Genomic DNA, 25669 nt, shown 5'->3' with positions numbered 1-25669 from the left:
AAGCATGAGCAACACAAACGCAGCACTCGACGTCATCACCTACGGCGAAGCGATGGCCATGTTCGTGGCCACCGAAACCGGCCCGCTCGCCGGCGTCGGGCAATTCACGAGGCGCGTCGCGGGCGCCGATCTGAACGTCGCAATCGGCCTGTCGCGATTGGGTTTCAAGGTGGGTTGGATGAGCCGCGTCGGCAGTGACTCGTTCGGCCAGTTCGTGCGCGACACGCTGACGAAAGAAGGTATCGACCAGCGCTGCGTCATCACCGACGAGTGCTACCCGACCGGTTTTCAGCTGAAATCGAAGAACGACGACGGCAGCGATCCAGCAATTGAATACTTCCGCAAAGGGTCGGCGGCGAGCCACCTGTCGTTGGCCGACTACGCGGCCGATTACGTGCTGCCCGCGCGTCACCTTCATTTGACGGGCGTGGCGCCGGCAATCTCGGCGAGCTCGCGCGAACTTGCATTTCATCTGGCACGTGAAATGCGTGGCGCCGGGAAGACTATTTCGTTCGATCCGAATCTGCGTCCGACGCTGTGGCCCTCGCGTGACGCGATGGTCGAAGGGTTGAATGCGCTTGCCGCACTGGCCGACTGGGTGCTGCCCGGCATCGGCGAAGGTGAGATTCTGACCGGCTACACGCAGCCGGACGACATCGCCAAGTTTTATCTCGACCAGGGCGCGCGTGGCGTGATCATCAAGCTCGGCGCAGAAGGCGCGTACTTCCGCACTGCCGACGAAGCGGCGGTGATCGCGGGCCAACCGGTCGCGAAAGTAGTGGACACGGTTGGTGCGGGCGATGGTTTCGCGGTCGGCGTGGTGAGCGCATTGCTCGAAGGCAAGACGCTGCCGCAAGCGGTCGCGCGCGGCAACCGGATCGGCGCGTTGGCGATCCAGGTGATCGGCGATTCCGAAGGCCTGCCGAGCCGCGCCGAACTCGATGCGCTTGAATTCGCCGATGTGTCGCACGTCGCGACCGCGGCTTGAGTACGTGTGAGCCACGCGCAATGCCGCATTCATCCATGCAGCATTGCTTAGCTCGATAACAGCAAGAGCGCTCGAGACGCGCCTCATGACCCCGCCCATCATTGTTTCGGGAAGCCGCAAAAGGAGACTCCCATGACTTCATCGCTCGCGATTCGCCGTTGGTGGACGATCATGCCGATCGTATTCATCACGTACAGCCTCGCTTATCTTGATCGCGCAAACTTCGGTTTCGCATCGGCCGCCGGCATCAATCAGGACCTCGGTATCAGCAAAGGGCTGTCGTCGTTGATCGGCGCGTTGTTCTTCCTCGGCTATTTCTTCTTTCAGATTCCCGGCGCGATTTACGCAGAACGCCGCAGCGTGAAAAAGCTCGTGTTCTGGAGCCTGATCCTGTGGGGCGGATGCGCGGCGCTGACCGGCATGGTCAGCAATATTCCCTCGCTGATGGTGATCCGCTTCCTGCTCGGCGTAGTCGAAGCCGCGGTGATGCCAGCGATGCTGATTTTCATCAGCAACTGGTTCACCAAGCGCGAGCGCTCGCGGGCCAATACCTTCCTGATTCTCGGCAATCCGGTGACGGTGTTGTGGATGTCGGTGGTATCCGGCTATCTGGTGCACTCATTCGGCTGGCGCCACATGTTCATTGCTGAAGGCGCGCCCGCGATCATCTGGGCGGTGTGCTGGTGGTTCATCGTGCAGGACAAGCCGCAGCAGGTGTCGTGGCTCACGCAGCAGCAAAAGGACGACCTCGCCGAAACCTTGCGCGCCGAACAGGCCGCGATCAAGCCGATGCGCAACTACAGCGAAGCATTCCGCACGCCCGCAGTCATCAAGCTATGTGCGCAGTATTTTTGCTGGAGCATCGGCGTGTACGGTTTCGTGCTGTGGCTGCCGTCGATCCTGAAGAACGGTTCGACGCTCGGCATGGTCGAAACCGGCTGGCTCTCGGCGCTACCCTATCTGGCCGCAACGATCGCCATGCTTGCGGCTTCGTGGGCATCGGATAAACTCAACCGCCGCAAAGTGTTCGTGTGGCCGTTCCTGCTGGTCGGCGCGGTTGCGTTCGCCGCGTCGTACGCGCTCGGCTCCATGCACTTCTGGATTTCGTATGCGCTGCTGGTGGTCGCCGGCGGTGCGATGTATGCGCCGTATGGGCCGTTCTTTGCGATCGTGCCGGAACTGCTGCCGAAGAACGTCGCGGGCGGCGCGATGGCGCTGATCAACAGCATGGGGGCGCTCGGTTCGTTCGTCGGCTCGTACGTGGTCGGCTACCTGAATGGCGCGACCGGCTCGCCTGCGGCATCCTATGCGTTCATGAGCGTGGCGCTGATCGCGGCCGTGATTCTGACGCTGATCGTCAAACCACAACCGCAAGCGCAGCCATTGAACCAGGCGTCCACGCTCGCTACACCGTTGCAAGGAAAATAAGTTGATGAAGAAGATCGTCGCCTGGAAATCGCTGCCCGAGGATGTGCTCGCGTATCTGCAACAGCATACGGAAGTCGTGCAGGTCGACCCCGCGCAGCACGACACGTTCGTCGCCGCATTGAAGGACGCGGACGGCGGCATCGGTTCGAGCGTGAAAATCACGCCGGCGATGCTCGAAGGTGCAAGCCGGCTGAAGGCTTTGTCGACCATCTCGGTAGGCTTCGACCAGTTTGACGTTGCCGATCTCACGCGCCGTGGCATCGTGCTCGCGCACACGCCGGACGTGCTGACCGAGTCCACGGCGGATACGGTGTTCTCGCTGATCCTCGCGTCGGCGCGGCGCGTCGTCGAACTCGCGGAATGGGTGAAGGCGGGGCAGTGGAAGCAAAGCATCGGACCGGCCCATTTCGGCGTCGACGTGCAGGGCAAGACGCTCGGCATCGTCGGGCTGGGACGAATCGGCGGCGCGGTTGCGCGGCGCGCGGCGCTCGGTTTCAACATGAAGGTGCTGTACACGAATCGCAGCGCGAATGCGCAGGCCGAGCAGGCTTACGGCGCGCGGCGCGTGGAGCTGGCAGAGTTGCTCGCCACGGCCGACTTCGTGTGTCTGCAGGTGCCTTTGACGCCCGAGACGAAGCACATGATCGGTGCGGCCGAATTCAAATCGATGAAGAAGAGCGCGATTCTGATCAATGCATCGCGCGGCGCCACGGTCGATGAACAGGCGCTGATCGAAGCGCTGCAAAACGGCACGATCCGCGGGGCGGGTCTCGACGTGTTCGAGACCGAACCGCTGCCGGCCGATTCGCCGCTGCTGAAAATGGCGAACGTGGTTGCGCTGCCGCATATCGGTTCGGCGACGCACGAGACCCGCCACGCGATGGCGCGCAATGCGGCCGAAAACCTCGTCGCCGCGCTCGACGGGACGCTCGCGACCAACATCGTCAACCGCGAAGTGTTGAAGAAATGAGCACGACGCCGCTTGCCGCCGCGCGCCGCGCGACGATCACCGACGTCGCGCGCGAAGCCGGCACGGGCAAGACCAGCATCTCGCGCTATCTGAATGGCGAGATGAGCGTGCTGTCGCCAGAATTGCGCGCGCGCATCGAGGCCGCCATCGAGCGTCTCGACTATCAGCCGAACCAGATGGCGCGCGGTCTCAAACGTGGCCGCAATCGCCTGATCGGCATGCTGCTCGCCGACTTGACCAATCCATACAGCGTTGAAGTATTGCAAGGCGTGGAAGCCGCTTGCCACGCGCTCGGGTTGATGCCGCTGATTTGCCATGCGGCCAACGAAGTCGAAATGGAGCGGCGCTATCTGCAACTGCTGACCACGTATCGCGTGGAAGGCGTGATCGTCAACGCGCTCGGTGTGCGCGAGGAAACACTGCGGCCGGTGGGCGGCGGGGGGATTCCGGCGGTACTGGTCGATCGTTCGGTGGACGGGCTCGTCGCCGACATGGTCGGGCTCGACAACCGGGCGGCCGCCGAGCTCGGCACGCGGCATCTGCTCGACAACGGTTTCGACGATATCTGGTTTGTCGTGCAGCCCTTCGAGCAAGTCAGTTCGCGGCAACTGCGCGAGGCGGCGTTTCGCGAGGTGATGAGCGGCGAGGGCCTCGAGGGCAGCAAGGCCCATGAGGGCAGGGCTGGCGGTAAAGGCGAAGGTGGCAAGGGCGGCGCGCGTGGGCATACGCTGGTGCTGAACCTTGCGGAGCCGGCAGCCGTCGAGTGTGCCCTTGCCGAACTGGACCGCGCAATCGATGCCGCCGCAGGCACTGACGACGCCGCAGTTCCCGCAGGGCACTCCACTGGCAACGCCAGAGATAGCGCAACAGGTGATGCCGGAGATAAGGCAGCAGGCACAACCATATCTAGCAACGCCGTAGATAGCACCGCCGGCAAAGCCACAGATCACACCGTAGATAGCGCCACCGGCAAAACGGTATCTAGCGCCACGCGCAAACCCAGCCGCATCGCTTTATTCGCGGCTAACGCGCCGGTCGCGCTGTGCCTCGCCCTCCATCTGAAAGCGCGCTACGGCGCGGATTGGCAGGCGCGCGTCGCGCTGCTGTCGATCGACGATCCCGAATGGGCCGAATTGACCGGCATCACCACGATCCGCCAGCCGACCTACGAGATCGGCTACCGCGCGGTCGAATTCCTCCATGAGCGCATCGAAGGGGTTCAAACCACCGCGCGCGATTGCCTCTTGCCTGGCGAATTGATCGTCCGCGCGTCAACTTCGCGCTGATCTGCGATCATTCGGGCTGCGGCGCGCAGCGGGTGCGCGCCGGTCATCGCAAGGAAACTCATGGTTGTTGCACCGCTTACCCTCTCGAGCCTCGCCGTCGCGACCCTGCTGGTCGCCGCTTTACCGTTCCTGATCTACCGCCGTCTGCGCCGGCCGCTTGCGCTGAACCCCCGCGACGCGATCACCGGCATCGCCGTGTTCGCGCTGTTCGCGATGGTGATCGAGCGCGCGCTGAACGACTACGTGCTGCATCGGAACGAAGCGACCGCCACCTTCCTGTCCAATCCGGTGGCCTTTGTGGTGTACGGCGCACTGGCCGCGGGTATCTGCGAAGAAGTGGGGCGTTTCATCGGGATGCGCCTGCTGCTCAAACGCGCGGCAGCGAAGTCCGCGTCCGCAACGGGCAAGGGTGACGGCACGGCGCTGACCTACGGCCTCGGCCACGGCGGCGCTGAAGCCTGGCTGGTCGGCGTGCTGGTGCAGATTCAATGGATCCTGTTCGCCGTCTTCGAAAACCGCGGCGAGCTGGACGGCTACCTGAGCAATCTGCCGACCGACTCGGTGATGCGCATTCACCTGATCCTCGCCAGCTTGACGCCGCAGACGGCCGGCATTTTTGCGCTCGAACGGGTGGCCGCGCTGGTGTTCCAGATCGGCTTGTCGGTGCTGATGTGGCGCGGCCTGCGGGCCGGCTGGCGCGGCATCCTGCCGCTCGCGATAGCGCTGCACGCGCTGGTCGACGTGCCGGCCGCATTGTTCCAGGCGCAACTCGTGCCGCTTGCCGCCGTGGACGGTCTGTATGCGGTGGGCGCGGTGATCGTCGCGGGCTTGTTGTTCCGAGTGTTCCGTCGGCCGGCGGTTGTCGCGTGAGCCGGTTGCTACACAAGCCATCCGTGACGCTCTAATTTTCGGCGTGCCCTTTCGGGGCACCGTTCAGATTCATCCTTTCGGCACACCCCATGGACGAAGTTTACCAATACGACTGCGCGAATCCTGAGTTCGAGGAATTGGCGCGCGTTATCAGCGATCTGTTTCCCGAGCAGACGCAGTTTATCCAGCGTGCGGGCGAAGACGGCACGCCGCCGAATCTGGCGATTCACTGGGTTGCAATGCGTTTCGGTGCGGCCGCGCGCAGGATCGTGATGACCGTGGTGATCGCGCCGACGGCGTTGGCGCGTTATCAAGCGTTGCCGGCGCGGCTGCGTGGCCGAAGTTTTGCGGTGCTGCGGGCGTATGTCGAAGCGAGCATCGGCTCGCTTGAAGAGCAGTATGCGAACGGCGAAGCCGTACCGCGCGACGTGACGGTGGATCTCGGTGACGAGTTTGCTTGAGTTAGTGCGCCGCGAGCCGATAGACCTTCGCGAAGCGTGCGGCCTGCACCACGCCGTAGTCGCCGGGGGCGTACTGCATGATCCAGTCACCGGCCGCGCCGTGCAGCACGTCGCCGCCACTCGCTGAACGGGCCAGCGAAAACGCTTCATTCATCTGTTTGGCCAGCACGACGGCCGGACGGTTGCGGTATGCGCCCGGTTCGCCGTGAGCGAGGGTAGGGTCTTCCGGCAGATACTTGGCGTCGAAGCGTTCGCGCGAGACGACCCAGCGGTCGCCGGTCGATCCGGTGATCAACGCGTCGTCGCGGGCATAGCGGTTCGGGCCTTCCAGGCTCATCAGTTCGCCTTCGACGGCGGCGAATTCAACGCTCACGGTTTCGTTTTTGACGACGCGCCGGGCGTTTGCATCTTTACTCAGATCGAGATTTTTCAGTTCGGTCATGAAGCGAGTCGGTGTTGAGAGAGTGACAGCCGCGCCAGGACTCTGCGTCTCGGCGCCGCGTACTCGCATCATGCCAGATGCATTTGAAGATCAGTTTCTTTTGCCATTGGCGGCGGCCGTGGCCGGTTGTCTGCGCGTTGGGCAGATCGACAGAAAGCGGTGTGCAGACAAACTGCTCAGGCAAACACAGCACTGTAGGCATGCGGACACATCCCGCCGCCAAAGGCAAAAGAACTGGGCGCGTGGCGCGGAAACCCGCGCCACGCGCAATCAACCGCTCAATCTACGCTGCGATTAATTCGCAGTCGCATCGCTCGCCGGCGCCGGGGCCTTCTTGCCACCCTTGCCATGATGATGGCCGCCTTCAGGGCCGCCCTGATGGAACGTCACGTCGGCCAGCTTCTTCTGCTCCGGCGAGAAGCTGCTATACAGCGGATCGAACGCATCGACCAGTTTCTTCATGCCGTCCGCATGCGCTTGCGCGATCGTCGCGTATTGCTTCATGTCGTCGAGCGCCGACAGGTTCGTGTCGGCCCTGCGCTGCTGGAACAACTGCCCCATCGTTTGGCCGTTGTTGCGCATGACATCGGCGAACGCATTCCATTGCGATTCCTGCGCCGATGTGATCTTCAACTTCGTGTGCAGGTAGGCGATGCGGTCTTCGACATTGCGCTCGTGGCCGGCTTTTGCGGCGGGCGCTGAGGCGCCGGGCGCCGTCGCGCTCATTGGTGCCGAAGCCGGTGCGGGAGTTTGTGCGAACGCGCCGCTCATGGCGACTGCGGTGGCCAACATTACGAGTGCTTTTTTCATCGAAACTCCTGATGTCTGTTCGAATTGGGACAAGGCGAGCATGGCGAGCGGCCCAACTCGCGTCGGCATAGCAACGCAAGGCGGCCGGCTGCCCACTTCGCCGTCGCCGCTATTTGTATCACGATATCCCTACAATGCGGCTGCGGTACGACAAACGCTTACAACCGAAACGAACAGGAAATAGCGGGTGGACAAATTCGTCAGCATGGAAATCTTTGTCGCGGTAGTCGAGGCGGGCAGTCTCACGGCGGCCGCCGAGCGCTTCGACATTTCGTCGGCGATGGTGGGCAAGCACATTCGCTCGCTCGAAACACGGCTCGCGACGCGGCTTCTGACCCGCACCACGCGCCGCCAGAGTCTGACCGAAATCGGCCGCCAATATTACGAGCAGTGCAGGCGCATTCTGGCCGACGTCAAGGAGGCGGAGTCGCTCGCCGAGGCAATGGCGGCGGCGCCGCGCGGGGTGCTGAAGGTGACGGTGCCGCTGACGTACGGCGTCGAAGTCTTTGCCCCGGCGATGACCGACTACCTGAGCGCATGGCCGGAGGTGAGCCTCGAACTGGACCTGTCGAATCGTATAGTCGACCTGGTGGAAGAGGGCTTCGATGCGTCGGTGCGAATCGGCCATCTGCCGGATTCCAGTTTCGTCGCGCGGCCGCTGAAGCCTTACCGGATGCGCGCGTGCGCATCGCCGGCCTATCTGGAGCGGGCCGGCACGCCGCGCACGCCGGCCGATCTCGCGCAGCACGAGTGCCTCGGCTTTCTGCATTGGGGCCGCGAAGGCTTGTGGCGGCTAGGCGGCGAGAACGCGGACGAAAACCAGCTGCGCGCCGGGCGGTTCCGGGCGAACAACGGCCAGGCGCTCAAGGTGGCCGCATTGCGCGGCTTTGGGCTGGTGCTGCAGCCGGAGGCGCTGCTGGCGAGAGAGATCGCCAGCGGTGAACTGGTGTCGGTACTGGAAGACTATCTGCCCGAGGGTGCGCCCGTTCATCTGGTCTACCCGCGCGATCGTCGCGCCACGCCCAAGCTCACCAGCTTCATCGATTTCGTGATCGAGCGGTTCGGGGTGTGATCCTTCGGGGTTCCTCTGCCTGCCGCCCGGTGCCCAAGACGCGCGATAATCCGCATCATTGCTGACCAACTTCTTTCGCCCTCGATGAGACCTCCGCGCCTCGACCAACTCGACGACCTCGACCGCAACCTCGTTGCGCTGCTGCAAGCCAACGCCCGTGAGAGCGTCGCCAATCTTGCGCGTCAACTGGATGTGGCGCGTACCACCGTGATCGCCCGGATAGCCCGGCTCGAACGGAGCAACGTGATCGGCGGCTATAGCGTGCGGCTCGGTCAGGACGTACTCGACTCGAGCATCCAGGCGTACGTCGGCATCATCATCGCGCCGAAGTACGGGCCTGCCGTGCAGAAACGTCTCGGCAAGATGCCCGAGGTGCAACTGCTATGCGCGGTGAGCGGCGAGTTCGACTACGTGGCGTGGCTGCGTGCCGATTCGCCCGACCGCCTCAACGATCTGCTCGACGAGATCGGCGGCCTGGAAGGGGTGGAGCGAACCACGACGTCGATCATTCTTGCGCGCAAGATCGACCGCGGCATGGTGTGATCCCGGGACCTGATTTTTACGCCGTTTCGACACGTTTTCGACATATCGACTGATTGTATCGTCACAACGTCGAAGTTCATGGTCATAGCGCAGCATTTTGCGCGTATGAACTGTTTTTGCTTGTCCCTAAACTGTGTCTCAAGGGTTCAGCCCGCCGGGCGCCGCGCCTAAGCGCAGCGCACTTCCCAAGCTGGAGACAGCAGACAGAGAATAAGGAGAAGCGCATGAAAGTAGCCATCGTTGGCGCAGGTTTGATCGGTCACACTATCGCCCACATGTTGCGTGAAACCGGCGACTACGACGTCGTCGCGTTCGACCGGGATCAGCCTGCGCTCGATAAGCTCGCCGCCCAGGGCATTCCGACCCGCCGCGTCGATTCCGCCGATGCCGCCGCGCTGCGTGCCGCCATGCAGGGCTTCGACGTGCTCGTCAATGCGCTGCCGTATTACCTGGCGGTGAACGTGGCCTCGGCCGCCAAGGGCGCAGGCGTTCATTACTTCGACCTGACCGAAGACGTGCGCGCCACCAGTGCAATTCGCGCGATCGCCGAGGACGCCGATCACGCCTTCATGCCGCAGTGCGGTCTGGCGCCGGGCTTCATCGGTATCGCCGCGCATGAACTGGCGAACCGTTTCACCGAAATTCGCGACGTCAAGATGCGCGTCGGCGCGCTGCCGGAGTTCCCGACCAACGCACTGAAGTACAACCTGACGTGGAGCGTCGACGGCCTGATCAACGAGTACTGCCAGCCGTGCGAAGCGATCCGCGACAGCCGCACGCAGTGGGTGCAGCCGCTGGAAGGCCTCGAACACTTCTCGCTCGATGGTACCGAATACGAAGCCTTCAACACGTCCGGTGGCCTGGGAACCCTATGCGAAACGCTGTCGGGCCGGGTCGAATCGCTCGACTACAAGTCGGTGCGCTATCCGGGTCACCGCAACCTGATGCAGTTCCTGCTGGAAGACCTGCGTCTGTCGAGCGACCGCGACACGCTCAAGACCATCATGCGCCGTTCGGTGCCCTCGACCGCGCAAGACGTCGTGCTGGTGTTCATCACCGTGAGCGGCATGCGCGATGGGCAACTGGTGCAGGAAGTGTTCACCCGCAAGATTTTCGCGAAGACGGTGTGCGGCGTGCCGATGAGCGCGATCCAGATCACTACGGCTGGCGCGATGTGCGCGGTGCTCGATCTGTTCCGCGAGAAGAAGCTGCCGCAAAGCGGTTTCGTGCGTCAGGAGCAGGTATCGCTGAGCGACTTCCTCGCGAACCGCTTTGGCCAGTTGTATGAAGGGCAGTCGCTGAATGCGATGGCAACGGTGTAAGCCGCGACTGTCGCCTTGAGGCTCAAAACCGAGGGCCGTGCGACGATGCGGCAGTGACTGCCGCGAGCAATGAAGAAAGCCTCGTAGAAGGCTGCCTTGGAAAAGCTCAGAAACGCCCCGCATTGCGGGGCGTTTTGCGTTTCAGGCGCCCGTGCTAAACCAGCTGCGGCGGCTACTACGCCTGGCACTATGCAGGCAGCGATGCAGTTAGCTACACAGGCAGCGGCGGCATCGCAGACGGCGCATGCGGCTCGCCTACTATGCGTGCGAGCAACGCTTCGTAATCCGCGCGGGTTGGCGCGGTGTTGTCGAACATCAACAGGTCGTCGCAAATGTCGCCGCTCGGCACGAAGCGGCGCTGCCGATACTCGTCCCAATGCGCAAGTTTGTAGGCATCGTTCGGATTGCCGCGCGCGACGATGCGCTGATGCGCCGTCTCTTCCGATGTGGCGACCCACACCACCCGCAGCGTCACGTCCGCGCCGATGCCGAGCCAGACGCGATCGAAGAGGCGCCGTTCGCGCACTTCACGCGACAGCGGCCCGACGACCAGCGCGCTGATGCCGAGTTCGAGATTGTCACGGGCGGTATCGAGCAGGCCGCGATACTCGGGATCGCGCAGGTGCTGCAGGAAAAGCGGGCTGTCGCGGTCGTTCGGATCGCCGGTCAGCATGCCCATTGCAGCCGCGCTGTAACCGCCGAAGAGCATATCTTTGTCGAGCAGGCAGAAGGGCGACGCGCTCGCCTGCATGAGCGGACCGATCAGCTTCTTCGCCAGGGTGGTTTTGCCGGTGCCTGCGTGACCGCAGAAGAAAACCAGATGGGTCACGAAGGCGTGTCCTCGGGCGTGGCAGGCGGGGTACTGGCGGGCTGCGGGTCACGCGCGAATTTGCCGCTCGCGTCCAGCCACATCACATTGATGATGCCGAAGCCCAACGCCACGCCGATGCCGAGAATCCAGGTGAAGTACCACATTGCAGTCTCCTTGATCGTAGGTCCGGCGAGGCAGGCGGTGAAGCGTTACGCATAGCCGGTACAGAGAAGCAAACATGCTGGCGGATCAGGACGCACGCGGTGGATCTGAGGGTAAATCCGCAGCGCGCAGCGCCCACAGCGCAGCGCTTTGCAGCGATCATGAAGAAGAACGCGGTCGTGTGCAAGAGGGGCACGGCGTCTGACCGTTCGGCCAGGATGGCGCAACGCGCCTATAACAAGAGCAACACCACCAACAACACGGGAGACCCAGCATGCCGATGCGCCAGCACTTCCATTGCAAAGCCGCCCTGCTTGCGCTTGCTATCGCGTCGCTCGCCGGGTGCGCCTCGACACCTGCCGAACCCGTCCCGTTCAAGGAGGTGCCGCAAGCGCGCATTGTCCAGCCCGGTTACACGCAGCCCGCACCCGGACTCGTCGTGGTCGACGTACGGCGCGAACGTTCCCGCGACGTGATCGTCCGGTTCCGCGATGCCCTGGTGTACATCGACGGCGAGCAGGTCACCGATCTGATGAACGGTGAACACGTGGTCTTCTATCTGAGCCCGGGCGTGCATCGCATTGGCGTCTCCACGCAATTCGATCCGGTCGTGGAAATGCGCTTCACGGTGACGGCCGATACGCGTTATACAAACCGCGCGTCGGTCACCTTCGGCGAAGATCACAGCATCGCTTTACGCAGAGTTGCCCAATAGCCCAGGGCAGGGCCTGACAGCGCCGGATTGCGCGGAGCAACGGCGAACCGCGCCGAACAATGCCCACCGCCACTGCAAGCACCCTTTACCAATTGAATACATGACGTTCACGCATAGCCTTTAACATGGCGGCTGTCGCGTATTCGCTCATGCAGATCCGCCGCCGGGCTCACGCACAGTGCGAAGCCGGCCGGTCTGTTCCGCTTTGAAGGTAATCCAACATGCTAATCAATTGCGCCGCCTATCAGGACGGCCGGAAGCTGGCTGACATCGATATCGATAGCATCAGCGACTACGTGGCGCGGCCCGAGTGCTTCGTCTGGGTCGCGCTGAAAGACCCGGAGCCAGACGAACTGGCCGTGATGAAACACGAGTTCGGCCTGCACGAGCTTGCGATAGAAGATGCGCAAAACGGCCATCAACGTCCGAAAATCGAGGAGTACGGCGAGTCGCTCTTCGCCGTCATGCATACCGTGGAAATGGACGAAGAGGGCGAACTGCTGGTCGGCGAAGTCGACGTGTTCGTGGGGCACAACTATGTGCTGTCGGTGCGGCGCGGCACGCGCGCCGGGTTCCAGAACGTTCGCGCCCGCTGCGAACGCGAGCCGCACCTGCTCAAGGAGGGCTCGGCGTTCGTGCTGTACGCGCTGGCGGACGACATCGTGGATCGCTATTTTCCGATCGTCGAGGCAATGAGCGCCGAGATCGAAGCACTCGAAGACCGCATCTTCGAGCGCAACAATTCGACCGCGTCGCGCGCGATCATCGAGGATCTGTACTCGTTGAAACGCCGCCTCGTGATCTTGCAGCACCACATTACGCCGTTGCAGGAAGCGATCGGCAAATTGACGGGCGGCCGGATTCCGAGCGTCTGCGAAGGCATGCAGGCTTATTTTCGCGATGTCTACGACCACCTCCAGCGGATCGTCAAAACCATCGACGGCCGGCGTGAGATGGTCGTCACCGCAGTGCAGGTCAATCTGGGCATGATCTCGCTTGCCGAAAGCGAGGTCACCAAGCGACTCGGCTCGTTCGCCGCGTTGTTCGCCGTGCCGACCATGATCGCGGGCATCTACGGGATGAACTTCCAGAGCATCCCCGAGCTGCATTACAAGTTCGGCTATCCAGTCTGTCTGGCCGTGATGCTGACCGTGGACCTGGTCCTGTACTGGCGCTTCCGCAAGGCCGGCTGGCTTTAACGGGCCGTTACGCCATCGCCGCGCGTTGTTCCCGCTTGCACCACGCGCAATAAAAGTTCAGCATAGGCGGCCCGCCGGCCGCTAAGCTTGCAGCCGGCGGCAAATTTGCCACGCATGGACCACGCGAGGAACCCTTGCCGAAACGCAGCTTGCCGGTGCGCCTACCCGTCGCGCCGGGTCGAATTCATCGAACGCACAGCATTGACGCACTTCCTGCGTGCCGGTGCACCGCAACACCGCGAATCGTTGACATTCCCGACAGGGCACGCTGAGAATAGGCCCGCCAAACGTTTGCGTGCGACTAAAAATACGGCTCGAGCGCGAGCCCGACAAACTCTGGAGATATGCATGAGCCATCGCATTCGCCGCCGCATGCTGGCGGCCGCCGTTCTCGCCACCGCCACCGCCGCTTTGCCGTTTTCCTCCGCTTACGCGCAAACCACGGCCGCCCATAAGCCCAAGGTCGCGCTGGTGATGAAGTCGCTCGCGAACGAGTTCTTCCTGACCATGGAAAACGGTGCCAAGGACTACCAGAAACATAATCCGTCCCAGTTCGACCTGATCACCAACGGCATCAAGGACGAAACCGATACCGCGAACCAGATCCGGATCGTCGAACAGATGATCGTCTCGAAGGTCGATGCGATCGTGCTGGCGCCGGCTGACTCGAAGGCGCTGGTGCCTGTCGTCAAGAAAGCCGTCGACGCGGGCATCATCGTCGTGAACATCGACAACCGGCTCGACCCGGACGTGCTCAAGTCGAAAGACCTGAACGTGCCGTTCGTCGGTCCGGATAACCGCAAGGGCGCGCAGAAGGTCGGTGACTACCTGGCCAAAAAATTGAAGGCGGGCGATGAAGTCGGCATTATCGAAGGCGTGTCGACCACGACCAACGCGCAGCAGCGCACCGCGGGCTTCAAGGATGCCATGCAGACCGTCGGCGCCAAGGTCGTGTCGGTGCAATCGGGCGAATGGGAAATCGACAAGGGCAACGCGGTGGCGTCGGCGATGCTCAATGAGTATCCGAACCTGAAGGCGCTTCTCGCCGGCAACGACAACATGGCGATCGGCGCCGTCTCGGCCATACGTGCGGCAGGCAAGCAAGGCAAGGTGCTGGTGGTCGGCTACGACAACATCAACGCGATCAAGCCGATGCTCAAGGACGGCCGCGTCCTGGCCACGGCCGATCAGTACGCCGCCAAGCAGGCCGTTTTCGGCATCGACACCGCGCTGAAGGCAATCAGCGAGCACAAGAAGCAGTCGCAGTTGTCCGGCGTGGTGGAAACGCCTTGCGACCTGGTGACCAAGTAAGCGTCCGGCAGTCCGTACCGAAAGTCACGCCGCAAGAAGCACTGCTACACGCCAGGGCACGCGGGCTCGCGCTCAAGCCGTTTCATGCTGGATGCATGAAAAAAACACGCGAATCCGCGCCAATTCAATAAACGCTCAAGAAACCTGCCGCACCGCCGTTAAATCCAGAGGTAAGCGTCATGACGGTGGCTGCGCGGCGGGAGGGTGCGGGGCCGGCAGTGCTTGCGCATTCCGCGCATTGGGCCGGCATGACACGTGGCTGTCGCCGGCTAGTGCAGCCGCGAAGCGCTGTTGCATGCTCCCGGCACCCATGAAGCTGGGAGTCTGTCATGACCGATCAATCGGTGCGGGACGCATCGAGTGGCAAGCCAGACCCAGCGCAGACAGGGGCGACGGTCACGCCGCCGGCCGACCCGTCCGCGCCGCTGGCAAGTGGCAAGTGGCAAGCCGGCCGGCACGCGGCTCGGCTTTTCGAACTACCTGGGCCTCGCCGGTGCGTTGCTGGCGATGATCGTGCTGTTCTCGCTGCTGAGCTCGCACTTTCTGACGTATGACATGTTCAGCACGATCGCCAATCAGATCCCCGATCTGGTGGTGATGTCGGTGGGCATGACCTTCGTGCTGATCATCGCGGTGATCGTGGTGGCGGTGGTGCTGGATACCTATCGCAGCCGCCGCAAACGCGCATGATGGCGGCGCCGGTTGTCGGCACCCGGCGTGTCGGGAGCAGTCGAAGCAGTCGAAGCAGGTAAAGCGGTAAGGCGTAAGTATTCATGGGTTTGGTCTGTCTTCGATGAAGACGTCCGGTGGGTCGCCAGGTGGCGTGGCCGGCGGGAACAACAGGCAGGAGAGCAACAGGATATGGCGACGATCAAGGATGTAGCGGCCGTGGCGGGCGTATCGTTCACGACGGTATCGCACGTGGTGAACAACTCACGGCCGGTGTCGGCCGACGTGCGCGCGAAGGTCGAACACGCGATCCGTGAGCTTCACTATGTACCGTCGGCGGTGGCCCGCTCGCTCAAGGCGCGGGCGACCGCGACGATCGGTCTGGTGGTGCCGAACAGCTCGAACCCGTATTTCGCAGAGCTGGCACGCGGTATCGAGGATGGTTGCTCGCGCAACGGCTACTGCCTGTTCTTCTGCAATTCCGACGACGATCCGGCCAAGCAGCGTAATTATCTGCGCGTGCTGCAGGAAAAGCGGATCGACGGACTGATCGTCGCCTCTGCCGGCGACGACGCGGTGCTGGCGCAGACGCTTGCCGATGCCCGCGAGCCGCTGGTCGTCGTGGACCGTAATATCGAAGGCGTGAACGCGGATCTGGTGCAGATCGACCACGAGAAGGGCGGCTATCTCGCAACACGTCATTTGCTCGAACTGGGGCACGTGCGGATCGGCTGCATCACCGGGCCCGTGAAGACGGCGGTGAGCGCCATGCGGGTGCACGGCTTCATCCGCGCGATGACGGAGCGCGGTATCGAGATTCCGGCCGGGGCGATTGTCGAAAGCGATTTTTCGGGAACGGGCGGACATCGCGCGGCCGGACAGCTGTTCGACACCGTGAAGCCGACGGCGATTTTTGCCGGCAACGACATGATGGGCATCGGCGCCCTGCGCGCCGCGGCGGAGCGCAACATCAGCGTGCCGCGCGATTGTTCGATCATCGGTTTCGACGATATCGAACTGGGGCGATTCACTTATCCGTCGCTCTCGACCGTGGGGCAGTCGGTCCGCGCGCTCGGCGATATGGCTGCGCAGACGTTGATCGAGCGCATCGCCGGGACTTCGTCGGGTAGCCCGCGCGCGCTGGGGCGTCGGCGTGTCGTGTCGCCGCGCCTGATCGTGCGCGAATCTACCGCGACCTGGGCCGGCGCGGCCCGGTGCGATCTGGCCGCCTGATATCACGCATCGCGTTGCCGGGCGCGGGCCGAAAGGCTTCGCGTCCGGCCTTCCGTACTACGTCCAAACTTCTGCGCTTCCTCAAAGTCGAGTGGCAGCGCACCTCAGCGCGTCGGCGCCTTCCCGCCAGCCGATCCTTCCGCTTGAGCCTGTCTTTTACGTCCTCGGGTTACCTCCGGGGTCGTTCAAATTCCATTCCCTGTGCGCCAGAAATGCTGCATGACCTTCGCATGGGCACACGCTGTTAGTGGTTTGTAATTCCTTCCAATTGCTTACAACGTCTTTCTTCCTACCATATAAATCCTTCAAGTATGCAGATCGAATGCCGTAAACGAGAGTATTAGAGCGCGGCACCAAATAGCGCCATGTACGCAGACGCCACACGTTACTCCGCGCTGCGCACGCAGCCTCTCATTTGCTAAGTACAGGAACAAGCATGTTGAACAAAGGCATCACGATCAAGGCGCGGATTGGCCTCACGATGGCTTTTCTCGCCGCGTTGCTAGTCGCCATTGGCGTTTTCGGTTTGTTCGGCATGAGCCGTTCGAACGACGCTTACCAGGACACTTTCACCAATGCCATGCCGAGCGCGGTCGACATCGGCAACGCCGAGCTGTATGCAGCGCGCGAGCGGCTGGCGCTCGACCGGGCCGCGTTCATGGTCGGCACGCCGGATGCGGCGTCGGTGATCGAGCGTGCGCGTTTGATGCGCGCCACGTCCGACACGTGGTGGAAAAAGTATATGGACCTGCCGCGCGACGCTGAAGAAGACCGCCTCGCGCAGGACGTTGTCGCCAAACGTGACGCGCTGCATCAGCAATTGGACCAGTTCTCGGCAACTATTGCGGCCAACGACCAGACTAAGGTCGTCGACAACGCCAAGCGCCTGCAGGCGACGTACAACGATCTCGCCACCTCCGACGACGCGCTGCGCAAGTTCCAGTTCGTATCGGCCAAGCAGGGTTACGATTCCGCGCAAAGCAGCTTCGAAGTGTTCCGCATGGTGAGCGCCGGTGCACTGCTGGTCGGCGTGCTTGCCGCCGTCATGTCCTACCTGACGCTCAGCCGCGCGATTGGCCGCCCGCTCGACGCCGCCCTCGGTCATTTCGACGCGATCTCCGCAGGCGATCTGCGCCGCCCGGTCGTGGTCACCTCGCGCGACGAAATGGGGCAATTGCTCGACGGCATCTCCAAGATGCAGCGCAGTCTCACCGAAACGGTGCGTACGGTGCGCAGCGGAAGTGAATCGATCGCGACCGCCACGCGCCAGATCGCGGCTGGCAATATCGATTTGTCCTCGCGGACGGAAGAGCAGGCGTCGGCACTGCAGGAAACTGCGTCGAGCATGGAAGAGCTGACCGGCACGGTCAAGCAGAATGCCGACAACGCCCGCCAGGCGAGTTCGCTCGCGGCCAATGCGTCGGAGATCGCCAACAAGGGCAGTGCGGTCGTCAGCCAGGTGGTCGGCACGATGGGTGACATCAATCAGAGCTCGGCGAAGATTGCCGACATCATCTCGATCATCGAGGGGATTGCGTTCCAGACCAACATCCTGGCCCTGAATGCGGCCGTGGAAGCGGCGCGAGCCGGCGAAGAAGGGCGCGGGTTCGCGGTGGTGGCAGGCGAAGTGCGCAGCCTCGCGCAGCGTTCGTCGGCGGCGGCCAAGGAAATCAAGGAACTGATCGACACCTCGGTGGAGCGCGTGCAGTCAGGCTCGGCGCTGGTCGACGAAGCCGGCCGTACGATGACCGAGATCATCGGTGCGGTGCAGCGCGTGACCGACATCATGGGTGAGATCGCGGCGGCCTCGGAAGAGCAAAGCAGTGGCATCGACCAGGTGGCACGCGCCGTCACGCAGATGGACGAAGTCACGCAGCAAAATGCCGCGCTGGTGGAAGAAGCGGCCGCGGCAGCGTCTTCACTCGAAGATCAGGCGGGCAAGCTGCGTACCGCGGTCGCGGTATTCCAGCTCGAAGAAAGCGGCTTCAAGGCGCCAGTAAGCCCGGCACCGAAGCGCGCGGCCGCACCGGTTCGCCCGATGGCTGCACGTAAAGTGTCACAAGCCGGCGCGCAGCCCGCGACGGTCGCCAAGGCTCCTGCTGCACCTGCGGCGGCGCCAGCTGTCGCCGCGCCGACGAGAACGCCGGCCAAAGCAACGGCAAGCACGGGCAGCGATCAGGATTGGGAAACCTTCTGATCGGAAAGGTGCGACCCGCGCTGGACGGGGCGCACAGCATCTTGCACGGACGTGCAGCGTCAGCGCCGCGTTTTGAACGCGACGCCAGGGCCTGCGACCGGTCATGACACCGGCCACCACGACGCAACATTCGTTCCCGGTGATGCATCCGACAGCGCCACGCTCGTGCGGATGCGGATCGGCCGCATGACGACAAAGACCGCGATTGCGTATGCAACCGCGGTCTTTTTTCATGGTTTGCGGACTAAGTAACGTTCACGAGCGTTGTCCATTCCCTGGCGAGCGCCATGATCCGGTACATTGACGGGCGCGACTACGGCTTGCATCGCTCACATCGCCGCATCAGGCAGTCAGCGCGCGGACCGTGAGCCCGCTATCTTCAACAGCTGCAACTCAGCGCGGCAACCTACCGCTCAAGCGCCAGCCATAAAGGACCGACATGACGCCATACGACCTCGCGCACCGCCTCGTCGAAGCCCGCCGGCAGCATCGCCCTATCGATGCGCCCCCACCCGACAGCCTGCCGCCCGACGCGGCAACCGCGTATGCGATCCAGCAGGCTGTCATCTCGGGCCTCGGCGACTCGACGGGAGCGTGGAAGATCGGTGCCAGAGCGCCGGGCGCGGCCGCCGCGGGCGCGCCGATTCCGGCTTCGCTGGTGCTGCCGTCGCCCGCGCGGGTGGCCTATTCCGGCTTCTTCCGCGTGCTGGTGGAGCTGGAGATCGCCTTTCGTTTTGCCGAGGCGATCGAACCGCGCGGCCGGGCCTATGCGCGCGACGAGGTGCTCTCGAAGGTCGGCGTCGTGCTGCCGACCATCGAGATCGTCGATAGCCGTTTTGCCGGATGGCCCAATGTCGCGCCGCTCGCGCAACTGGCCGACGCACAGAACAACGGTGCATTGATCACGGGTCATCCGGTTGCCTATGCCGGCTTTGCGCGCAGCTTCGATTTCGTATCGCCCGAACTGGAGCTGAGTTTCGACGGCAACTCGCTGGTGCCGGAAGCCACCGGTAATCCGGCCGGCGATCCGCGTGAACTGCTTGTGTGGTTCGTCAACCATTGTGCGGCCATGGGCATCACCATCGAGCCGGAATGGACGCTCACCACCGGTTCGTATGTCGGTGCGCACAATGTGGACAAACCGGGCATCGTACGCGGCCACATCGACGGTCTCGGGGAAGTGGAGATTGAACTGACCTGAGCATGTCACCGTGTACTTGTAACGGTTCGGTTGTAACCGTCCACCTGTAACGGTCCATTACGAAGCTTCAAGCAAACGGCTGCCCACGGGCGGCCGTTTTACATTTGCGCATCCGCACTGGGCGCTTTGCCGTATACACCTATGAAGCGGTCCATTGCGCTGCCGTGATCCAGTTATGCGTGCGGCTAACCATGCCGCTGACGCGGTTAATACAAAAGGTCAGGCATGAGCGGCGAACCAGCGGGTGGCGAACCACCGGGTGGCGAACCACCGGGTGGCGATCCACCGGGTGGCGATCCAATGCACCCTGGGCGAAATAGCACGGAACAAAACGACCGGTGCGTTGACGAACCGCTTGATGATGCACCGGTGAACCGTGCCCCAGGTCCGCACGGTGAACGAACATGTAACACAGCGTGTGCCGCTGTAGACCAAAGGGCGATGCCGCGCGTTGATAAAAAAAGTGCCGGGGTACAGGAAAACGCATAACGTCCGCGCTTGATGCGACAAAGTGTGCGCATGCAGACAGGCTGTCCGGTGCAGCAGTGAGATCGTTCGATGAACGAGACGATTCGTGTAACGGAGCATGAAGAACAGAGGGTGCGGCCAGAACATGGCGGCAGTGGAGAGGCAGCAACGTGGGTCTGCAATCGCTGCACAATCGCTGTGATGCGAGTGCAAAATTGTAGGTGAGCGAATCTGTGTTTCCAAGTGAGGAATGTCGGGAGGCGGGTACGGCGCGATTTTCGCAACGTAGTTCGTGAAAAAAAATTTAAAAGGGTTTAGGATGAATTCGAGCGATGTCGTTTCCGAATAGCGCGCCGCGCACGACATCGGTCTAGACTTCGGCGAGGAGGTAGCATGGATATCTACAGCAGTTTCGCGACCCGCTTCGAGAAAACGCGAGAAGATGAACTCTCGCTCGAGGAGTATCTCGCGCTCTGCAAAGACAATCCCGCCGCGTACGCCACGGCCGGCGAACGCATGTTGACGGCAATCGGTGAACCAGAACAGATCGACACTCGCAACGATCCGCGCATGTCGCGCATCTTCGCGAACAAGGTCATCAAGGTATACCCCGCATTCCGTGAGTTCTACGGAATGGAAGATGTGATCGAGCAGGTGGTCGCATACTTCCGGCACTCGGCCCAGGGGCTCGAAGAAAGAAAGCAGATTCTGTATCTATTAGGGCCGGTCGGCGGCGGTAAATCGTCGATCGCGGAACGTCTGAAGCAACTCATGGAACGCGTGCCGTTCTACTCGATCAAGGGCTCGCCCGTGAATGAGTCGCCTCTCGGTCTGTTCGATTACGACGAGGACGGTCCGATCCTCGAAGAGCAGTACGGTATTCCACGCCGCTACCTGAAAAACATTCTTAGCCCGTGGGCGGTCAAGCGCCTGCACGAATACAACGGCGACATCCGCAAGTTTCGCGTGGTGCGCCGCTATCCGTCGATCCTTCGTCAGATCGGTATCGCCAAGACCGAACCGGGTGACGAAAACAATCAGGACATTTCGTCGCTGGTCGGCAAGGTCGACATCCGCAAGCTCGAACAGTACGCACAAGACGATGCGGACGCATACAGCTACTCCGGTGGCCTGTGCCTCGCGAATCAGGGCTTGCTCGAGTTCGTCGAAATGTTCAAGGCGCCGATCAAGGTCTTGCACCCGCTGCTTACCGCGACTCAGGAAGGCAACTTCAAGGGCACGGAAGGGTTCGGTGCGATTCCGTTCGACGGCGTGATCCTCGCCCACTCGAACGAGTCGGAATGGAAGGCGTTCCGCAACAATCGCAACAACGAAGCACTGCTCGACCGGATCTTCGTGGTGAAGGTGCCGTACTGCCTGCGCTACGGCGAAGAGGTCAAGATCTACGAGAAGCTGCTGCGCAATTCGTCGCTGGCCAATGCGATATGCGCGCCAGGTACGCTGAAGATGATGGCCCAGATGTCGGTGCTCACGCGCTTGCAGGAGCCGGAAAACTCCAGCCTCTTTTCGAAGATGCAGGTGTACGACGGCGAGAATCTCAAGGACACCGATCCGAAGGCCAAGTCGTATCAGGAGTACCGCGACTTCGCGGGCGTGGATGAAGGGATGACCGGCGTGTCGACCCGCTTCGCGTTCAAGATCCTGTCGCGTGTATTCAACTTCGATTCGACTGAAGTCGCGGCGAATCCGGTGCACTTGATGTACGTGCTCGAACAGCAGATCGAGCGCGAGCAGTTCCCACCGGAAACCGAGCAGAAGTATCTGTCCTTCATCAAGGACGTGCTGGCGTCGCGCTATGCCGAGTTCATCGGCAAGGAGATTCAGACCGCGTATCTGGAGTCGTATTCCGAGTACGGTCAGAATATTTTCGATCGCTACGTGACGTATGCGGATTTCTGGATTCAGGATCAGGAGTTCCGCGACCACGACACCGGCGAGAGTTTCGACCGCGCGGCATTGAATGCCGAACTGGAGAAGATCGAGAAACCTGCGGGCATTAGCAACCCGAAGGACTTCCGCAACGAGATCGTCAACTTCGTGCTGCGTGCGCGTGCTGCCAATGCGGGGAAAAATCCTGCCTGGATCAGCTACGAGAAGCTGCGCGTCGTGATCGAAAAGAAGATGTTCTCGAACACGGAGGAACTGCTGCCGGTGATCTCGTTCAACGCCAAGGGTTCGGCGGAAGAGCAACGCAAGCACGAAGACTTCGTCAACCGGATGGTGACGAAGGGCTATACGCCGAAGCAGGTGCGCTTGCTGTGTGACTGGTATCTGCGCGTGCGCAAGTCGTCATGATACGCACTGCGTGCCGCCCGCGCGGTCCGGCCGCGCGGGCACCTTGCGAGGCGCGAGTTGCATGGACATAGCGTTGCGTTTGCAGAGATGAGTGTGCAAACATGCCTATGCAACGTGCGTCTCGCGCAGCCGAAATTACAGCTGGAGACCGGGCGTGCTTCATCAAATCATCGACCGCAGGTTAGCTGGTAAGAACAAGAGCATTGCAAACCGCGAGCGCTTTCTGCGCCGCGTTAAGAACTATATTCGTCGCGCCGTCTCGGAAGCGGTTCGCGATCGCAGCATCAAGGATATTCAGAACACCCAGAGCATCACCATCCCGCGCAAGGACATTGCGGAACCGTCTTTCCGGCATGGTCCCGGCGGCAAGCGGGAAATGGTGCATCCGGGCAACTCGGACTACATCCGCGGCGACAAGATCCAGCGCCCGCAAGGGGGCGGCGGCGGAGGCGGGGGCAACCAGGCCAGCAACGAGGGCGAGGGTCAGGACGACTTCGTGTTCGAGCTTAGCCGCGAAGAATTCATGCAGTATTTCTTCGACGATCTCGAGCTCCCGCGTCTCGTCAAAACCCATCTGATGGCGGTGCCCACGTGGAAAAGCATCCGGGCCGGCTGGGCGGCCGAAGGCACGCCGAACAATATCGACGTGGTCCGCTCACTACGCAGCGCGCTTGGCCGCCGCATCGCGCTCGGTGCGCCGCTCGTCAATCAGTTGCACGAGATGGAACGGCAACTCGAAGTGATGAAGGCCGATCCGGACGACCGTCGCGACGAAATCAAACTGCTCGAAGAAGAAATCCACCATTTGCGCGGACGTATCTGGCGCATTCCGTTTATCGATCCGTTCGATCTGCGCTATGTGAACCGGGTGAAGCAGCCTACGCCGTCGAGCCAGGCGGTGATGTTCTGTCTGATGGATGTGTCCGGTTCCATGGACGAGCAGCGCAAGGACCTCGCCAAACGCTTTTTCATCCTGCTGTATCTGTTCCTCAAGCGTAACTACGAAAAGATCGAGGTGGTGTTCATTCGTCACCATACCCGTGCCGAAGAGGTCGACGAAGACACGTTCTTTCATTCGACGGAAAGCGGCGGCACGGTGGTGTCGAGTGCGCTGGAGTTGATGCAGAAGGTGATGGACGAGCGCTATTCGCCGACTGAATGGAATATTTACGGCGCTCAGGCTTCTGACGGCGACAATTGGACCGACGATTCACCCAAGTGCCGCAAGATACTTTCGGATGACATCCTGGAGAAGGTGCGCTATTTTGCGTATATCCAGGTCACGCCGGAAGAGCAGAACTTGTGGCTCGAATATGCACAGTTGGCGCTGAGCCAGCCGCACATGGCGATGAAGAAGGTCGAAACCGCGGCTGACATCTATCCGGTGTTTCGGGAGTTGTTTGAGAAGCAGGCGGCGTCTTCATGACGGCAAAACACCTGCACAACGAAGCGCGCGGCTATCAGCCGGAGCGTGGGAAAGGCGTGCCGCAGCAGCAACAGTCGGGGCATGCCGAGGCGAAGGCGGACGATACGGGAGCCGCCGCAGCCGGAGCAGTCGACGCCGCTGCAGCACGGGGACACACCGGAACGCCCACTGAGGGGCAAAGGGAAGTCCGTATGAACGTAGCCGATAGACGGCCTTTGCCGTGCCCGTCCGACTGGACCTTCGAATTGATCGAAGAGTACGACTCGCATATTGCTCGTGTTGCAGAGCAATATGAACTCGACGTGTATCCGATCCAGCTCGAACTTATCAGCGCCGAACAGATGATGGACGCTTACGCATCCGTCGGCATGCCGGTGAACTACCGTCACTGGTCGTTCGGCAAACACTTTCTCTCCACCGAAAAGAGCTACCGTCGCGGGCAGATGGGGCTGGCGTATGAGATCGTCATCAATTCGAACCCCTGCATCGCGTACCTGATGGAAGAGAACACGATGACGATGCAGGCGCTCGTCATCGCGCATGCGGCCTATGGGCACAACTCGTTCTTCAAGGGCAACTATCTGTTCAAGCTGTGGACGGATGCGCACGCGATCATCGATTACCTCGTCTACGCGAAGAATTACATCGCGGAGTGCGAGGAACGCTTCGGGCTCGACCGGGTGGAGGAGCTGCTCGACTCGTGCCACGCGTTGATGAACTACGGCGTGGACCGTTACAAGCGGCCGCAGAAACTCTCACTGGAAAAGGAGTTTGCGGCGCGCCGCGAACGCGAGGCTTATCTGCAATCGCAGGTCAACGAACTGTGGCGCACCTTGCCGACCCGGCATACGCCGCTGCCGGAGGAAATCGAGGAGCGTTATCCGCCTGAGCCGCAGGAAAACCTGTTGTATTTCGCGGAGAAGAACGCGCCGTTTCTCGAGCCGTGGGAGCGGGAAGTGATCCGTATCGTGCGGAAGGTTGGACAGTATTTCTATCCGCAACGGCAAACCCAGGTCATGAACGAAGGCTGGGCCACGTTCTGGCACTACACCTTGCTCAACACGATGTACGCCCAGGGCAAGCTGGAAGACGGCTTCATGATGGAGTTTCTCCATTCGCACAGCAATGTGGTCTACCAGCCGCCGGTCACGAAGCCTTACTACAGTGGCATCAACCCGTATGCGCTCGGTTTTTCGATGATGAGCGATATCCGCCGGATCTGTGAATCGCCGACTGAGGAGGACCGCAAGTGGTTCCCCGAACTGGCTGGCAGTCCGTGGCTACCGGCGATGCACTATGCGATGCGCAACTTTAAGGACGAGAGTTTCGTGGCGCAGTATCTGTCGCCTCATCTGATCCGCGAGATGCGTCTGTTCTCGGTGTTGGATGACGATATGCGCGATGCGCTCGAGGTGTCGGCGATTCATGACGACAGTGGCTATCAGTACGTGCGTCAGGCGTTGTCGCGGCAGTACGACATGCACCATCGGGAGCCGAATATTCAGGTGTGGGCGGTGAATACGCGTGGCGACCGGAGTTTGACGCTGCGGCATTTCATGAGTGACAACCGGCATCTGTCCGGCGATAGCGATGAAGTGCTCAAGCACATGGCGCGCTTGTGGCAGTTCGATGTTTTCCTGGAAAGCGTCGATGAGAATGGCACCGTGCGGAAGCGGTATGAGTGTAAGTATGTGCCTCCGGTGATAAGAGTTTGAGCCCGTTCGGCCTTATCACATGAAGGCTCGTTTTTTTGAGTTGTTCGAAGCCCC

At 61.8% G+C, this 25669-nt stretch carries 22 protein-coding genes and 1 pseudogene; 19 read left to right on the top strand and 4 right to left on the bottom strand.

What is annotated here, in order from left to right:
* The first annotated feature begins 4 nt into the window (after window positions 1–4).
* The 6 genes from KHO31_RS00220 to KHO31_RS00190 all read left to right on the top strand — a co-directional run bounded on the left by KHO31_RS00220 (window position 5) and on the right by KHO31_RS00190 (window position 6003).
* Entirely contained in the window at window positions 5–988 is a 984-nt protein-coding gene (locus KHO31_RS00220) for a sugar kinase (protein WP_201081917.1), read from the top strand.
* Between the two features lie 132 nt (window positions 989–1120).
* The gene (locus KHO31_RS00215) at window positions 1121–2416 is read left to right on the top strand and encodes an MFS transporter (protein ID WP_201086544.1); all 1296 of its coding nucleotides are present in this window, start codon (window positions 1121–1123) and stop codon (window positions 2414–2416) included.
* Between the two features lie 4 nt (window positions 2417–2420).
* Window positions 2421–3386, top strand: a complete 966-nt coding sequence (locus KHO31_RS00210; RefSeq protein ID WP_211622448.1) for a 2-hydroxyacid dehydrogenase — start codon at window positions 2421–2423, stop codon at window positions 3384–3386.
* The gene (locus KHO31_RS39050; protein ID WP_236071030.1) at window positions 3383–4672 is read left to right on the top strand and encodes a LacI family DNA-binding transcriptional regulator; all 1290 of its coding nucleotides are present in this window, start codon (window positions 3383–3385) and stop codon (window positions 4670–4672) included. The genes KHO31_RS00210 and KHO31_RS39050 overlap by 4 nt, the downstream gene beginning before the upstream one ends.
* A gap of 60 nt (window positions 4673–4732) precedes the next feature.
* Window positions 4733–5542, top strand: coding sequence for a YhfC family intramembrane metalloprotease (locus tag KHO31_RS00195; RefSeq protein ID WP_201081911.1), 810 nt, complete (start codon window positions 4733–4735; stop codon window positions 5540–5542).
* Between the two features lie 89 nt (window positions 5543–5631).
* On the top strand, window positions 5632–6003 hold the full coding sequence (locus tag KHO31_RS00190) for a DUF3022 domain-containing protein (protein WP_201081909.1): 372 nt from the start codon (window positions 5632–5634) through the stop codon (window positions 6001–6003).
* 1 nt (window position 6004) lies between these two features.
* On the opposite strand, the gene KHO31_RS00185 is transcribed toward KHO31_RS00190, so the two are convergent.
* Window positions 6005–6445, bottom strand: coding sequence for a PGDYG domain-containing protein (locus KHO31_RS00185; RefSeq protein WP_211622446.1), 441 nt, complete (start codon window positions 6443–6445; stop codon window positions 6005–6007).
* 294 nt (window positions 6446–6739) lie between these two features.
* A complete protein-coding gene (locus tag KHO31_RS00180; protein ID WP_201081905.1) occupies window positions 6740–7255 on the bottom strand; it encodes a Spy/CpxP family protein refolding chaperone in 516 nt (171 codons plus the stop codon).
* Between the two features lie 187 nt (window positions 7256–7442).
* On the opposite strand from KHO31_RS00180, the gene KHO31_RS00175 reads away from it, so the two are divergent.
* From KHO31_RS00175 to KHO31_RS00165, 3 genes are all read left to right on the top strand, one after another.
* Window positions 7443–8327, top strand: a complete 885-nt coding sequence (locus KHO31_RS00175) for a LysR family transcriptional regulator (protein WP_201123737.1) — start codon at window positions 7443–7445, stop codon at window positions 8325–8327.
* Window positions 8328–8411: 84 nt separating this feature from the next.
* Complete coding sequence (locus KHO31_RS00170) at window positions 8412–8870, top strand: Lrp/AsnC family transcriptional regulator (protein WP_054039581.1); 459 nt, start codon at window positions 8412–8414, stop codon at window positions 8868–8870.
* 224 nt (window positions 8871–9094) lie between these two features.
* On the top strand, window positions 9095–10192 hold the full coding sequence (locus KHO31_RS00165; protein WP_211622444.1) for a saccharopine dehydrogenase family protein: 1098 nt from the start codon (window positions 9095–9097) through the stop codon (window positions 10190–10192).
* 211 nt (window positions 10193–10403) lie between these two features.
* Here the strand turns inward: KHO31_RS00165 and KHO31_RS00160 are convergent, their stop codons facing one another.
* Complete coding sequence (locus KHO31_RS00160) at window positions 10404–11021, bottom strand: AAA family ATPase (RefSeq protein WP_201081896.1); 618 nt, start codon at window positions 11019–11021, stop codon at window positions 10404–10406.
* On the bottom strand, window positions 11018–11167 hold the full coding sequence (gene cydX, locus KHO31_RS00155) for a cytochrome bd-I oxidase subunit CydX (RefSeq protein WP_201081894.1): 150 nt from the start codon (window positions 11165–11167) through the stop codon (window positions 11018–11020). Before cydX ends, KHO31_RS00160 begins: the two co-directional genes overlap by 4 nt.
* 272 nt (window positions 11168–11439) lie before the next feature.
* Here cydX and KHO31_RS00150 point away from each other — a divergent pair, with 272 nt between their 5' ends.
* The 10 genes and pseudogenes from KHO31_RS00150 (at window position 11440) to KHO31_RS00105 (ending at window position 25615) form a co-directional block, all read left to right on the top strand.
* Window positions 11440–11880 (top strand): hypothetical protein, encoded by a 441-nt coding sequence (locus tag KHO31_RS00150; RefSeq protein WP_201086538.1) that lies wholly within the window; start codon window positions 11440–11442, stop codon window positions 11878–11880.
* 221 nt (window positions 11881–12101) lie between these two features.
* Window positions 12102–13079 (top strand): magnesium/cobalt transporter CorA, encoded by a 978-nt coding sequence (gene corA / locus KHO31_RS00145; RefSeq protein ID WP_201081890.1) that lies wholly within the window; start codon window positions 12102–12104, stop codon window positions 13077–13079.
* Between the two features lie 348 nt (window positions 13080–13427).
* On the top strand, window positions 13428–14390 hold the full coding sequence (locus KHO31_RS00140; RefSeq protein WP_201081888.1) for a sugar ABC transporter substrate-binding protein: 963 nt from the start codon (window positions 13428–13430) through the stop codon (window positions 14388–14390).
* 329 nt (window positions 14391–14719) lie between these two features.
* Window positions 14720–15041 (top strand): annotated as a pseudogene (locus tag KHO31_RS00135) (ABC transporter permease); the annotation flags it as partial.
* A 210-nt stretch (window positions 15042–15251) separates the two neighbouring features.
* Window positions 15252–16292: a LacI family DNA-binding transcriptional regulator gene (locus tag KHO31_RS00130; RefSeq protein ID WP_211622442.1), complete on the top strand. Its 1041-nt coding sequence runs from the start codon at window positions 15252–15254 to the stop codon at window positions 16290–16292.
* A 436-nt stretch (window positions 16293–16728) separates the two neighbouring features.
* Window positions 16729–18489, top strand: coding sequence for a methyl-accepting chemotaxis protein (locus tag KHO31_RS00125; RefSeq protein ID WP_211622440.1), 1761 nt, complete (start codon window positions 16729–16731; stop codon window positions 18487–18489).
* A gap of 439 nt (window positions 18490–18928) precedes the next feature.
* The gene (locus KHO31_RS00120; protein ID WP_201086536.1) at window positions 18929–19690 is read left to right on the top strand and encodes a hydratase; all 762 of its coding nucleotides are present in this window, start codon (window positions 18929–18931) and stop codon (window positions 19688–19690) included.
* Window positions 19691–20551: 861 nt separating this feature from the next.
* Complete coding sequence (locus tag KHO31_RS00115) at window positions 20552–22474, top strand: PrkA family serine protein kinase (RefSeq protein WP_201081880.1); 1923 nt, start codon at window positions 20552–20554, stop codon at window positions 22472–22474.
* A gap of 154 nt (window positions 22475–22628) precedes the next feature.
* The gene (locus KHO31_RS00110) at window positions 22629–23900 is read left to right on the top strand and encodes a YeaH/YhbH family protein (protein WP_201081878.1); all 1272 of its coding nucleotides are present in this window, start codon (window positions 22629–22631) and stop codon (window positions 23898–23900) included.
* Complete coding sequence (locus KHO31_RS00105; RefSeq protein WP_201081876.1) at window positions 23897–25615, top strand: SpoVR family protein; 1719 nt, start codon at window positions 23897–23899, stop codon at window positions 25613–25615. Before KHO31_RS00110 ends, KHO31_RS00105 begins: the two co-directional genes overlap by 4 nt.
* Window positions 25616–25669 lie beyond the last annotated feature (54 nt).

This window comes from Paraburkholderia domus (assembly GCF_905220705.1).
GTDB lineage: Bacteria > Pseudomonadota > Gammaproteobacteria > Burkholderiales > Burkholderiaceae > Paraburkholderia > Paraburkholderia domus.
The sequence above is the reverse complement of the archived record's forward strand: the minus strand, read 5'-3'. Positions and strand labels throughout refer to the sequence as shown.